This window comes from Litoreibacter meonggei, assembly GCF_003663885.1.
In the GTDB taxonomy this organism is placed as follows: Bacteria; Pseudomonadota; Alphaproteobacteria; order Rhodobacterales; family Rhodobacteraceae; genus Litoreibacter; species Litoreibacter meonggei.
The window spans coordinates 136,903-150,643 of sequence record NZ_RCCE01000003.1; the positions used below are offsets into that span (position 1 = coordinate 136,903).

At 58.8% G+C, this 13,741-nt stretch carries 12 protein-coding genes; all 12 read right to left on the bottom strand.

Going from position 1 to position 13,741, the window contains the following annotated elements; translation table 11 throughout:
- Window positions 1–6 precede the first annotated feature (6 nt).
- Complete coding sequence (locus BCF46_RS09075) at window positions 7–1,452, bottom strand: TRAP transporter large permease (RefSeq protein ID WP_121023478.1); 1,446 nt, start codon at window positions 1,450–1,452, stop codon at window positions 7–9.
- A 3-nt stretch (window positions 1,453–1,455) separates the two neighbouring features.
- Window positions 1,456–2,253 (bottom strand): TRAP transporter small permease subunit, encoded by a 798-nt coding sequence (locus tag BCF46_RS09080; protein WP_121023479.1) that lies wholly within the window; start codon window positions 2,251–2,253, stop codon window positions 1,456–1,458.
- A gap of 95 nt (window positions 2,254–2,348) precedes the next feature.
- Window positions 2,349–3,395, bottom strand: coding sequence for a TRAP transporter substrate-binding protein (locus tag BCF46_RS09085; RefSeq protein WP_121023481.1), 1,047 nt, complete (start codon window positions 3,393–3,395; stop codon window positions 2,349–2,351).
- Between the two features lie 271 nt (window positions 3,396–3,666).
- Window positions 3,667–4,575 (bottom strand): FAD:protein FMN transferase, encoded by a 909-nt coding sequence (locus BCF46_RS09090; RefSeq protein ID WP_121023483.1) that lies wholly within the window; start codon window positions 4,573–4,575, stop codon window positions 3,667–3,669.
- A gap of 4 nt (window positions 4,576–4,579) precedes the next feature.
- The gene (locus BCF46_RS09095) at window positions 4,580–5,140 is read right to left on the bottom strand and encodes a nitrous oxide reductase accessory protein NosL (protein ID WP_121023485.1); all 561 of its coding nucleotides are present in this window, start codon (window positions 5,138–5,140) and stop codon (window positions 4,580–4,582) included.
- Entirely contained in the window at window positions 5,137–5,961 is an 825-nt protein-coding gene (locus BCF46_RS09100) for an ABC transporter permease (RefSeq protein WP_121023487.1), read from the bottom strand. Before BCF46_RS09100 ends, BCF46_RS09095 begins: the two co-directional genes overlap by 4 nt.
- Window positions 5,958–6,848, bottom strand: coding sequence for an ABC transporter ATP-binding protein (locus tag BCF46_RS09105; protein ID WP_121023489.1), 891 nt, complete (start codon window positions 6,846–6,848; stop codon window positions 5,958–5,960). The genes BCF46_RS09100 and BCF46_RS09105 overlap by 4 nt, the downstream gene beginning before the upstream one ends.
- Window positions 6,814–8,145 (bottom strand): nitrous oxide reductase family maturation protein NosD, encoded by a 1,332-nt coding sequence (locus tag BCF46_RS09110; RefSeq protein ID WP_121023491.1) that lies wholly within the window; start codon window positions 8,143–8,145, stop codon window positions 6,814–6,816. Before BCF46_RS09110 ends, BCF46_RS09105 begins: the two co-directional genes overlap by 35 nt.
- Before the next feature lie 4 nt (window positions 8,146–8,149).
- A complete protein-coding gene (gene nosZ, locus BCF46_RS09115) occupies window positions 8,150–10,087 on the bottom strand; it encodes a TAT-dependent nitrous-oxide reductase (RefSeq protein ID WP_121023493.1) in 1,938 nt (645 codons plus the stop codon).
- A 13-nt stretch (window positions 10,088–10,100) separates the two neighbouring features.
- Window positions 10,101–12,305, bottom strand: a complete 2,205-nt coding sequence (locus tag BCF46_RS09120; protein WP_121023495.1) for a NosR/NirI family protein — start codon at window positions 12,303–12,305, stop codon at window positions 10,101–10,103.
- A complete protein-coding gene (locus BCF46_RS09125; protein WP_121023497.1) occupies window positions 12,302–12,766 on the bottom strand; it encodes a hypothetical protein in 465 nt (154 codons plus the stop codon). Before BCF46_RS09125 ends, BCF46_RS09120 begins: the two co-directional genes overlap by 4 nt.
- Before the next feature lie 124 nt (window positions 12,767–12,890).
- Window positions 12,891–13,703: a LysR family transcriptional regulator gene (locus BCF46_RS09130; protein WP_121023499.1), complete on the bottom strand. Its 813-nt coding sequence runs from the start codon at window positions 13,701–13,703 to the stop codon at window positions 12,891–12,893.
- Between the last annotated feature and the right edge of the window lie 38 nt (window positions 13,704–13,741).

The window sequence follows — 13,741 nt, forward strand, 5'->3', positions numbered from 1 at the left end:
TTCAGGTCAATTTCCGTATGCGATGGCAGGTAGCCACGTCACGATACTGGGGAAGGCGAACACGATCCCGAGCCCCGTGAGTTGCAGCAGCACAAAGGGGATAACGCCGCGGTAGATGTGGCCCAATGTAATATCCGGCGGGCAGACACCCTTGAGATAGAACAGCGCAAAGCCCACAGGCGGCGTCAGGAATGACGTCTGCAACGTCACCGCCACCAGAATGGCAAACCAAACGATAGACGGGTTATCCACCACCCCAAAACCGTCGACAGGGATGTCCAAAGCCAGAACAACCGGCAGCATCAGCGGCATGATGATCAGCGTGATCTCGATCCAGTCCAGCAGGAAGCCCAGCAGGAAGATGATGAACAGGATGAACAGCACAACCATATACTTGTCGTCGAAGGAGGACAGCACCAGATGCTCGATGATCTCATCCCCGCCAAAGCGGCGCAGGATGAAGGCAAAGAAATTCGCGGCGATGAAGATACCCACGATATAGCCCGAGGTGTTCAGCGTCTGGCGCATCACGTCCTTGAACACGGTCATATTCAGCTTGCGGTTCAGGAACGCCAGAATGGTCGCCCCCATGGCCCCCAGACCGGACGCCTCGGTTGGTGTGGCGAAGCCGAAGAAGATCGAGCCGAGAACCAAAAGGATCAGCGCCATTGGTGGCATGACCGACAGGGCGGTTTCCTTGATGATCGTCATATCGACCGGAGGGCGGTTTTCCGGCACCGGCATCGCTTTGGGATTAATCAAGCCATAGACGATCAGGAATACGATGTAGAGCACGCCCAACAAAAGGCCTGGGAACAGCGCGCCCATGAACAGGTCACCAAGCGAGATGGCCAACTGATCCGACATGATCACCAGCATGATCGACGGCGGGATTAGAATGCCCAACGTGCCGGACGCCGCGATCGTACCCGTCGCGATGGGTTTGGAGTAGTTCTGCGCCATCATGGTTGGGATACCCATGACGCCAAGCAGCACCACTGACGCACCGATCACTCCAGTCGAGGCGGCAAGGATGATACCGATCAACATGACCGACAGCGCCAACCCGCCTTTCAGCGCGCCAAACAGCACCTGCATGGCCTTCATCATGCGTTGGGCAACACCGGATTGATCAAGCATCAACCCCATGAAAATAAACATCGGCAAGGCGACAAGCACCGGGTTGTTGATGATCCCGCCAAAGAAGCGGCTGCCATTGGCAAAGAGCTTCGTGTACGTGATGCCGGTTCGGTCAAATTCTATGAATTCGTTGATGTATTTGCGGTTCGGATCAAGCACGAATTCGCCCAAAACGATGAACACCAATGACACCCCCACAAGGGCGTAGGCCACCGGAACACCACGAAACAACATCACAATGAAGACCGCAAACATCAGCAGAACAGACCATTCGTTCAGCGTCAGGAAGTTAAAGAGGGAAAGCAGTTGCATGAGTTACGCGTCCTTCGCTGAATTGCGCGATAGCGCATAGCCCACGACCAGCAACACTAGGATAGTCGCGATAGCGATGTAGCCTGTTTGCTCGAAAATGGGTTCTTTGGTGATGCGACGTGGATTTAGATCGGGCTGGCTCAACGCGTAGAACCAATAGGCCGCATAGTGGATAATGCGCGTCAGGAAGAACAGCATCGCAGGCAAGCTCCAAAGGACGACTTTGTGCAGCGAAACCGACGAGAAGATTGCTAGATTGCGCCGGAAAACACCCCATGCTGCAATAATCGCAATGATGAACATCACCGGCAGCGAGGATTTCAGCAGGTAGAGGTGGTGCAACCCGTTGGGGCTGCTCGACCCTTCAAGCGCAACGATGGACGACCACGCATAATGCAGCAGAATATCAGTCATGATGACCAAAAATGGCAGCAGCAGCCAGCCAATCGCGAAGACCTCGATCCTCGCCTTTTTGGCAGGTGAATAATTTTGGTGCAGAATGTCGACGCGCACATGGCTTTGCGTGGTGATGGCATAGGCGAAGCCCGTGAGCATCGCGAAGCCGTAGATCCACCATTGCGCATCATCAAGCCATGCTTGGTTCACACCGCTTTGGCGCAAGATAACTTGAGCCACGATGCCCACCATCAGGAGCGGAAACAGCCATGCAACGACATTCCCGACATTGATCATCAGCCGGTCAGGCCAGCCGTGATGCTCGCGATCTACGTCACCGGGATCGGTGATGGCGATGGATACATCATCCAGCCCTCCGGCCAGCTCTACAGTTTCACCCGACATGTTGTTCTCCCCCGCCCCGCTCGGAACGTCCAAATCTTTGGAAAAAGGGCGACCGACCGGGCCGCCCTCAAAGTTTTAGTCTCTAACTGCGCGCCTTAGTTGCGTGGGCGTGGCAGGTAGATGTTGTCGTTCCAGACTTTGTAGCCGGCACGGTATTCTGCCAAGTCAGCCCAGACTTCAGCGAAGAGCGGGTCTTCTTTTGCCAGATCGGCCGCAACTTCGTTCCAAGTGCTCTCGAACAGGTCAAGAAGCTCTGGCGACCACTGACGGATTTGAACGCCGTTCTTTTCGGTGTTCTCTACCATGGCTTCAAAGTTGGTCGCTTCGCCTTCCGCAAGGTTGGTCGTGATGTTGGCCAAGCAAGCCACTTCGATTTGTGCCTGTGCCATTTCGCCAAGACCTTCCCACGCGTCTTTGTTGACCAGCAGTTCGAACAAAGTGGATGGCTGGTGCCAGCCGGGGAAGTAGTTGAACTTCGCGATTTTGTGGAAGCCCAAGCGCGAGTCGATGCGCGGCATGGAGAACTCGGTCGCGTCGATTGCGCCACGCTCAAGTGCCGGGAAGATGTCCGACGCGCCAAGAAGCGACGTAGAGACGCCGATCTTTTGCATGACTTCAGCGCCAAGGCCGAAGAAGCGCATGTTCAGACCTTGCAGGTCTTCAGCGGAATTGATTTCATTCTTGAACCAACCGGAGGTTTCCGGCGCAATCACACCGCATGGGGTCACGTGCACGTCGTAGCCGGCTTCGTCATACATACGCTGCCAAAGTTCTTTGCCGTCATCATACAGAATCCAGCCAAGGAATTCGCCAGCTTCCGGGCCGAACGGCACAGCGGCAAACAGCGAGGCGGCCGTGATTTTACCCTGCCAGTAACCGGACGTCGTGAACGCGGCGTCGACAGAGCCGTTCGATACGGCGTCCAGTGCTTCCAAAGTCGGAACCAATTTGCCGGGGTCAAAGTGCTCAAACTCAACTTCGGTCGAAATCGAGTTCAGCTTTTCAACAAAGTCCGTCGCTGCAGTGCCAAGGATCGGAAGGTTCTTGCCGAAGGCAGATGTCATTTCCAGCACGTCTTGTGCTTGAGCAGAGCCAGCAGCGACCGATAGGCCAAGCGCGGCTGCGATTAGGTTGGTTTTCATAGTATCTCCTCCCAGAGAGCTAAATTGGTAATATTTTTTCACCACATTGGGGTTTTGCGTCAGTAGAGCGCCGTCAGCAATACCCAGAATTTAGTAGACTAGGTCCAAAACACGTCGTTAGCAGCCCTTAAATTGGCTGAAAGTTCGTTTTGACCAAGTTTTCCGGCTTTCGCAGTGAACCCGGAGCGGGGGAGTGAGCCTTGTCAGGCCCCCGATTCGCGACACCAGGCATGACGTGCGCCCGCATCACGGGGACGCATCACGACGTGCCTCAAACAGCGGAAATAGCTTCGAGATGTACATCTTTGAATTGCGCCAGACAGGCGTCAATCTCGGTACGAGTTTGGAACAAGCAGACCGCCGTCGAAAGGGCATCGGCAAGCGCCGCAGTCGGTGCCGACACTGTGATTTCACGCCAGCGGGTGTGGCTTGGCAAACCTGTGCGCGGGTCAAGAATGTGACCCACTTGTGCGCGTTCGTCAAAAGTTGTTCCAAGTGGCGCAGAAGTGGCCAGCGCCCGCGCGGCAAGCGGGACTTCACCGCCTGCTGCTAGCTTGACAGGCCACGCTTTTCCATCCGGATGCGTGCCAAGTGCGCGAAACTCACCTGTGTCGATCAATATATTGGTTAGGCCCTCGGAACGCAGCATCTCAGCCACGCGGTCTGCGATGTAACCTTGCGCGATCCCGTTCAGGGTCAGCGCCATGCCCGGCCGTATGGTTATCGAGGCGGGTTCAAGTGCGACCTGCTTCCAACCGGTAAGCGCAAGGGCATTTGTTACCGCGTGCTCATCTGGCAATGTGCCGTTTGCCGACGCCTCGGCGTAGCAGGCCCAGAGCGGTTGAACGGACGGATCGAACCGACCACCGCTTGCTTTATATACCGCACCAGCCAGCGACAGGCACTCCAGCAACTCAAACGCTGGGGCACGAAGTACGGCCTCACGGTTCAACCGCGACAACGCACTATCAGGGCGATAAAGGCTGAAAACGTCCTCCAGTCGCGAAATTTCATCGGCGACCCGCGCGCTGATCGCCTTCGCGTCCGGATGGGCAAAGCGCAGCGTGGCGCGGGCGCCAAGGGCAACCCCTTGCCATGTGTAGACCGGCTGCGCGTTGCTGCGTCCCGCGCAGGCAAGTGCGGCGGCGGTGATGGTCAGGAAACGGCGGCGGCTGGTCATGGGGTCATCCTTCCGAATTGCGCGACAGGGCGCGCAGGCGGTTGTCAAAATCGTCATCAGTTGTGTCGCCGTCCAAGGCAACGGGCGCAAGCACGGCACTGTCGGGTATCTGCGACAGCTGCATCACGTCGCCGCCATTGACGGCGGCAAACTTCACGGCGTCCTCGCGTTTGGAAAACGGCACCAGTTCCGGTGCGCCCATACCGCCCAAAACGCGGCCACCTACGACATAAAATGCATCCTCGGCGGTGATCCAGTTTGCCGCGCCGGGGGCGTCCCAAGTGGCGTTAGGGGCGCTCATGTCGTTGACCCAGACGGCCAGAATGTCGTGGCTCTGCTCCGGCATCCGCGTATAGGCCACCACGTCACGCACCTGAGAGAAAAACAGCGGCGCACCGGGAAGTCCGCCCAGATGCGCCTGCGCTTTGGGGCCTTCGTGTTCCAGCAGGTTCATCTGGCAGTAATGGCCCACGGCCTCCTCGGTCAGCGGCAAAGCGGTGGTGTCCTGCACGGCCTCTTCCTTGCACGCAGTCAGCAGCATCAGGGCGACGAGCAGATACCTCATGGCTCCACCTTCCTAAATGCCAATGCCGCCAGCACCAGCGAGACCAGCGGCCAGATCAGGATCGACAGCAGCGACTGCCACAGCGGGATCGCCGCCGCCGCCCCCGCCACGCCGGACGCCGCTGCGGTGGCTTGCGAGGCGGTCAGGTTGAACAGCCGGAACGCGTCGGCGGGGTTGGCGAGCAGCGCTGCGGGGAACACGTCCGTGGTGAAAAAGCCGCCATCATCGGCCACCACGGCGGCCAGCAGGCCCAGATCGTAGAGCACGACCAGCCCGAGCCACAGCCCGATTGCCAGACCGGCGGCGCCGGACACACGCCGCGCCAGCGAAGACAAAGCGTAGCCGATGCCAATAAACGTCGCGCCCAGCAGCACGGAAGTCCATGTCAGCCGCCACAAAGCACCCAGACCCGAAACCGCCGCCGGATCGGCAGCAATGGTGATCGCCGCCGCCACGCCATAGCCCGCGACGATGGCCACGATCAAGATCGCCGTGTGCGCCAGCAGCTTGCCTGCCAGCACTTCCCAGCGGGCGACGGGGTAGGTCAGCAGCAAGGGCAACGTGCCGCGTTCCACCTCGCCCGCGACGGCTTCAAACGACATGAGCAACGCCACCAAGGGCACCAGATAAACCGACAGCGAGGTCAGCGAGGCGACCACGACCGACAGCCGGTCCGCCCCAAGCGCACCCGTGGGCGCGGAGCCTGCGGCGGACAAAACCAGCGAGAACACTACCATCAGCGCCACGGCGATCAGCACCCAGCGGTTGCGCCGCGCGATATGCGCCTCGGTGACGGCGGTGGCAAGGATGCGGGCGATCATTGGCCGTCCCTCCGGCTGAAATGGCTGTAGATGTCTTCGAGCGACGGCGGAATGACCTCCAGATCCGCGACCTTTTCCTGCATCGCGGAGATACGTGCCAGCGTCGCCAGCTTGTCCTCCTGCGTGCAACTCAGATGCAGCCCGCCATTCAGGCGGATGGCATCGGGCAAGGCTGACATGATGTCCGTGACATAACCGTTGAGCGCGGTGATCTGCATCGATACCGGAAGCGCCGCCTCGCGCCGCAACTCTGGCAAACTGCCCTCAGCCACCATCCGTCCGCCAGACAGGATCAGCAGGCGGTCGGTGCGGGCCTCCACCTCGGTCAATGCGTGGCTGGACAGCAGGATCGACGCGCCATCGGCGGCCAAGCCGTCAAGCAGTTCGTAGAAGTCGCGGCGGGACACGGGGTCAAGGCCGCTGGTCGGCTCGTCCAGCACCAAAAGGCGCGGATGCCCGATCAGCGCCTGCGCCAGCCCCACCCGCTGCCGCATGCCCTTGGAGTAGGTGCCGATGCGCCGCTTGGCAGCATGGCCCAGCCCGACGCGATCCAGAAGCTCCATCGCGCCGGACACAGGCTCGCCGCGCAAGCGCATGTAATAGGTGATCTGCTCCAGACCCGTCAGGGCCGAATGGAACGCCGCGTTTTCCGGCAGGTAGGCCACTTGGCTGCGCGCCTTGCCCGGCGCCGCGCCGCAAACGGTGATCTCGCCACCATCCGGCGCGATCAGGCCAAGGATCACCTTCATCAGCGTTGACTTCCCCGCGCCGTTATGGCCCAGCAGCGCCACACGCTCGCCCGGCTCCACGGCGAGCGACACGTCGGACAGGGCTTTTACCCCGCCAAACGCCTTAGTGAGATGCGAGATCGTTAGCGTCGAAGTCATCTAGGTCACTTTCTTTCCGCCGCGCGGCCGCGTCGGCCTCCATCGCGGTGTATTCGGGTGAAACGGTTATGGTCGGTGCCGCCATCAGCGGTGCGCTATCGACCACGCCGCCGGGCAGCGTGGCGGGGAAGCTGGACTGCGCCCAGCGGATCAGTTGTACGGCAGGCGCGCCGGTCAGCAAAGACGCAGCGGGTTGCGACCACAGGATATGATCCATCAGGTCATTGGGGCGGAACGGGCTGTCGGCGATGCCGTCGCCGCCAAGGTCGAAACCGGGGTGGTCGGACCAATAGTTGCCACGCCCCTCAAAGCTCCATTCGATGTCACGGGTGCCCACGTATTTCACCTGCGTGCGGTTGCCGATGAAGGCGTTTCCGGTCAGCACATTGCGCTCCGAACCTGCGGTGAAATGTATGCCGATATTGCAGCCCTCGAAACGGTTGTCATAGATCAGGTTCTTGTGCGCGTTGTAGATAAACGTGCAGCGATCCGCCCCGCCGCGCACCAGATTGCCCGACACGTCGGCGTTGTTGGCGTAGTTCAGCATGACCCCGTGGCTAATGTCGGACAGGCTGAGGTTATTCTTCAAAACGACCTTGTTGGAGAACATGATCGCATAGCCCAGATGGTTGCCGATGGATACGTTGCCCGACACCTCGGAATCGTTGGTATACATGTAGTGCACCGCAAAACGCAGGTCGCGGAACAGGTTGTTGCGGTAGGTGCCCTTGCGCGAGGTGTTGGAGAATATCCCGTCGCGGCCCCAGCGGACGGTGTTGCCCTCGACCAGCGTGCCGGGAGAGTTCCACACATAGATGCCGTTGCCGCGGTCGTTCATGCGAAATTGCTGAGTACCTTCGATCACGTTGCCGCGCACCTGCGCGTCATGGCCGCCATGCACGTCGACGCCGTGCAGATTGCCCAGCACGCGGTTGTTTTCCACCAGCGCGCGGTCGGCCTTCTTCAAAATCTTGATGCCCGCGTCAAGGTTCTGGCTGTCCAGCCCCGAGCCTGTAACGGTCACGCCGGTCACGGACACATCCGGTGCGTCGATGGTCACCACGGTGCCCTGCCCCGTGCCGTCAATGATCGCGTCATGGGTGCCGGTGATGGTCAGCGGGCGGTCGATGGTGACGGGGCCGGCGTAAACACCGGCTGAAAGGGTCAGCACATCGCCGGGATTGGCCCCGGCGATGGCTTTTGCAAGCGTCCCCTGCCCCGCAGGCACGCTGACCTGCGCGGCCCAAAGGGGCAGCGCGACCAGCAGTGACAAAACAAAGAGCAGGGACCGCATCATGGCTTTAGGTTGCCTTTGGCTCAACGAACATCCGGCCGCGCATCTCCATGTGGAGCGCGTGGCAGAACCACTGGCAATAGTACCAGAAAACACCGGGCTGGGCTGCCACAAAGGTGACCGAGGAGGTTGCTTGCGCCCCGACTTCCATTGCAACACCGTGATTGCCCATGGTGAAGCCGTGGGTCAGATCGTCGATGTCATCAAGGTTGGTGACATAGACCGTCACCTCGTTGCCTTGCTGTACGGTAAACGACTCCAGCGAGAAGTTCGGCGCTTGGCTCGACATGTAGACGCGCACCTTGTTGCCATCACGGATGATAGTGTCCTGATAGTCATCCAGATCAACGCCATCTGCCTCGGCTTGTGCGCGGGCATCTGCCCACATCGGGTCATTGCGATCCCAAACCGATTTCGGGTTCACCTTGGACGGGTCAACGATGATCGAATCGTGCGGCTCGGCAAAAGTCGGGCCGTCATGGATCAAGGTCATCTCGTCGCCATCAATGGCAAAGAGCTGCTCGTTCTCCGGCTTCAGCGGACCAACATTCAAGAACCTGTCTTTCGAGAACTTGTTCATCGTCAGATAGTACTTGTCGTTCGCCTCCAGAGTTTCCCCCATCACGGTCGAGTTGTGGCCGGGCTGATAGTGCACGTCCTTCTTGGTGCGGATCGGGTCAACGTCTTCGCCGTTATACAGCTTGATCGCGTCTTCGATGTTCCATTTCACAACCTGGCTATCAAGGAACAAGGTGGTGTATGCGCCGCCCTTGCCGTCGAAGCAGGTGTGAAGCGGGCCAAGACCCAATTCAGGCTCTGCCACGACAACGCTGCGTGGATCGGCGCCGTCGTTGAAGACAGCATCCAGTTTGCGCACGTCGATCACCGACACGGTGGGCGACAGCTTGCCCGCGATGCAAAGGTGGATCTTGTCGGGGGCCATGTTGCAGCCGTGCGGGTTGTTCGGGATCGGGATGTAGCGGGTGTATTTGTTGCTCGTACCCTTACGCCCGTCCAGTACCTTGACGCCGTTCAACTCTTGGAAATCGCCAGCCTCGATGCCTTTTTCGATTTCCTTGATGTTGAAGACGACGACATGGTCCATGTCGGCCTCTGTCATCTCGGGCAGGGTCATGCCCATTTCCGAGTTATACGAGGTCGAGAACGCGTATTTGCCCTCATAGTCGCAATCGGTGTTGTCGAGGTTACCCGTTACCATCACCTGCCATGCAACCGTCATTTCGTCGGCATTCACGGCGGTGTAGAAGTTTACGTACTTCTCTGGCTCATCCAGAATCTGGCCATCATTGACCATCGGTACTTCGTCTTCACCGTTACAGAAGACGTAGTTCGTGCGTGGCCATTTTTGTGGACGCAGACCGTGGATTGCCTTGGCGTTCGGGATCTCGATGATCTTGTCGCACTTCATCACGTCACAGCGCACGCGGGCAACGCGGGTGTTGGCCTTGTCGTTCATGAACAGGAAGCGGCCGTCATATGTGCCTTCGGTGAAGGACATGTGCGGGTGGTGCAAATCGCCGTTTGGCGGGAACTCGTGGCCGTTAGCCGCCAGATATTCCTTGGTTTTGGGCAGCAGACCCTCGGTCAGGATCTTCTTGGATTCATTGGTGATGCCCCAGCCCGTCGCCGAGCAGGTGTTGAACACGGGGACCCGCATCAGTTCGCGCATGGATGGAACGCCCAGAATACGCATCTCACCGGCTTGGCCCGAGGACCAGAACCCGTAGAATTCATCAAGCTGGCCCGGGCCAACTTCGGCACCAGCCGCCGCGCGGGCGCTAGTGGCTGTGGCCATCGTGGCCGCCGTAACAGCGCCGCCGGCCAACATGGCACGACCGCCGAATGCCCCTGCGAGCGCTGCGCCTCCGGCCGTGGCGCCTAGCAGGCCACGACGGGTAATTGGCAGTTTCTTATCCTCAGACATAACTGATCCTTTCTCAGTTGGTTACTTGTGATTTGGTTTGGTTCGGGTGTCCCAGATTGGCGCGCGACAGGTCTGGCGCGGCGCCAACTTTCTCGCGGCGTTTCACCTTTTTGATGACGACGGGACAGGTGGTTTTGGACTGGTAGAGCACTTGGCAATGCAGGCAGTTGATGCATTCGTTCGGGTTGATTTCTCCCGTCGGATGGATCGATTGCACCGGACACTGATTGGCGCAGGTCTGGCACGGATTGCCGCACTCGTGATACCGCTTGAGCCAGTCGAACATCCGCAGCCGCGCCGGGATGGCCAGTGCCGCGCCCAGCGGGCAGAGGTAGCGGCAGAAGAACCGCTCCACGAACAAGCCCGCAATCAGCAGGGCGGCGACATAAGCCACAAACGGCCATGCGCGCACAAAGTTCAGGATGATGGCGGTCTTGAACGGCTCCACCTCGGCCAGACGCTCGGCTTGCTCGATGCTGGTCAGCGACACGCCAAAGAGGCCAAGGAAGATCATGTATTTCAGCGGCCACAGGCGTTCATGCAGACCCCAAGGCAGCGTCCATTGCGGGATGCGCAGCTTGCGGGCCACTTGGTTCAGCAACTCCTGTAACGCGCCAAACGGGCAGAGCCAGCCGCAATAGGCACCACGGCCCCAGAACAGCAAGGCAGCGGCCACGGCGAACCACAGAATGAACGTCAGCGGGTCAAGTAGGAACGCCTGCCAGCTGAAGCCCGAGACGAGCGAGCCAAACAATGCCATCAGATTAACGACGGACAGTTGCGCGTTGGCGAACCAGCCCAGATAGACCAGCGTGACGGTCAGGAAGCCCATTCGGAACCAGTAGAAGCCGCGTTCGTTGCGGGTGACCAAGCCTTGGAAGAAGAAGACACCCGTCAAGATCGTTAGCATGATGCCAAGCACCACAATTTCAACCTGTTTGCCCGCCCATATCCGTTTCCAAAGCGCCTGATGAGCGTCGGCCTCGGACTGGGTCGTGACCTGCGCGACCTCAGCCGGCACGTCCGGCGCAGGGGGCGGTGCGATGGTGCGAATGTATTTCTCCGGCAGCTCGTAGCCCAGATCGAAGGTGGTAAAGACCTTCTCAATGGCACCGACCTCGCGCTGCACCAGAAGCTGAATGCGGAAGGGTTGGGTTGGATCGAACCCGCTATCAGCGGGAATTTTGAACAGGTCGGCCTCGTTGAAGACCGGCGCACCGTCGGCTTCGATGGTGTTGATGCGCTTGTGCATCCGGTCACGGAACCGCACCGACACGTCGTCCTGAATAAGCACGATACGGTCGAAGATGCCGCCGCGCACATAGCCTGACCCCTTGAAGGAATAGAGCCCGCGCCCGACGATGGCGACGGCATGATCACCCTCCTCCAGCCAGTCTTGAATATTTGCTGCAACGGCGTCGCCCAGTAATGCGCGCCCGATGGCAGGGTGCGACACAAGGGCGGCCTGCATCTCGATAAACGTGGTTTCCGGCGCTTCGGTCAGGGCACGTTTGCCCGCACGCTCGTCTTCCATCGCGGCGAAGGCGGCGTTGACCTGCCCCACGTCCAGCGACAGGCGGCGCAATGTACCGTCGCCCTCAAGCGTCATCCAGTCAGTGGCGGCTTCTGCATCCGGGTTGATTTCGAACTGCGGGCCAGTGCCAGCCTCTTCTACCGCCAGCCCGCCCAGACCAAGCTCACGGGCAACTTTCAAACCCGCTCGAATAATGGAATCGTCGATCACCATGATCGTTACGGTCGCGCCCGAAATGATGTCGAGCTTGTGTGCGGAACCACCGGACTCTGCCTCGGCTACAAGGTCGAGGCCACGGTAGTTTGCCACCAATGCCTTCACCTTCTTGTCGGGGATGCCGATCAGAACAATCGGCTCGGAGTGTTTGACCAGTTCCACCCCAATAACCTGCGCCGCATCATCGACCGCGACCATTGTATGTATAGGCTTGCCTGAATAACCGGTGGTCGACACATAATCGGAGGTGACAAATGCCCACCCAACGCGGTCGCCATTCTTTAGAACCTGAACCGCAGCGATATCAGGATGAGTTGCGCCAAAAGCGTCGGCCCCTTCGACCAACTCGCCTGCTTGGACATCGGGCAAAAGCTTCGACAAAACCGACTCCGCTGCGGCTGGAAGCCCGCAAAGGAACGTCACTGTAACGAATGTCAGGATTTTCAGGAGGAAACGGAGGGTCGTCATGCGGCGGCATCCTTGAGAGAAGGGTGCCCGTCGCTGCGCATCACAAGGCCGGTGATATCCTGATCCGTTTCGGTCAGGAGCGGCTTGGTAAGCAGTGTAGCAAGCACAACCGGAGGGCCGCGCAGCATAGGGCGGATATTTCTTTTTTGAAGTCGTAGACATTGAATACGAACGCGATCCACCGTCGTTTCCAACGGCAAGAAGATCAGCTCAGAAGGCGATGACACGTTCGCTTGAAGCTCGGTTGACTGGCAACAGGTCAGGCAGTTGTTGCAGTCATTGGCAGGCTCAACAGGGACTCCATCCGCGTCAACAGGCACCGTTTTCACAACGCCATTGGCGCAAATTTCCACATAAGAGGTCGCGTTCTGAGAACCCGCGTGACCCATGCCCAGTTGGCCATACAAAGTAACGCACACGACCAAAAATAGCCGGATCAATAGGAAGAACGGTTTATTCATGGTTGCGATCTAGCAACGCGCTGATCGGAGTTCTTTGTGCTAAATCAAATAACTCCGATTCATCTAGAACTCATGGTTCGCCGTATCGCGCCGCTTGTGCACGCATAGCGGACAGGCGTGACCTCTAGGTCTGATGCTTTTTCAAAATCGCAAAGATGCGATCAATGACCTTACGCACCTCGGGGACGAACCGGTCCTCGTGGTGTGTCACAAGCCACTGATCATGCTCTAGTTCATCAATGACGGGTGTGACTTGTTTGAGCGCGCCAAAGTGGCGACCAATGAATGTCGGCAACACAACGCGCGCCGTTCCGGTCAATGCCAGATCAAGTGCATTTCGGGGACTCGTGACCTCGATCGAGTCGCCCCCATCTATCATCTGGAGAACCCATTTCGCGGAGGGCGTAGACCCAATGACCCGCGCCCATGTTTTGACGTTCCCATCACGGGCATAGACCGCAAACTGAATGCGCGTGACCCTGCGCCCTGCCAGGCCCGGCCCCTCAGGACGCTGGTTTCGAATGCCTATCAGCGCTTCACGTCTACCGATATCGACCTGCTCATCCGCCGCAATAAATCTCAGACGTATCTGATCTTGGCTGATAATATCGGCCACGTGGTCACATAATAAATGTGTCACCCACAGTCCGGCTGAGACCTTCACAACAGGCGTGTTCTGAACGGTAACAATCGGGAGAATTTGTTTCTCAAGCTCCTTAACCTTCGATAGCAACGCGTGCCCGTCTTCAGTCAACTCGTAGCCTCGTGCCAGACGCCGGAACAAATCCAACCCTATGCGCCGTTCCAAGGACAGCATTCGTCGCCCCAATGTCGGCGGGCTCTTTCCTGATTGTGCGGCGGCTGCAGCCAACCCACCCTCGCGCGCCACTGCTAGAAATAGGCGCAGATCATCCCAATCGAAGTTCATTTCATTCATGTAACGATCATTACAATACGTTTCATTTTGTTGAAACC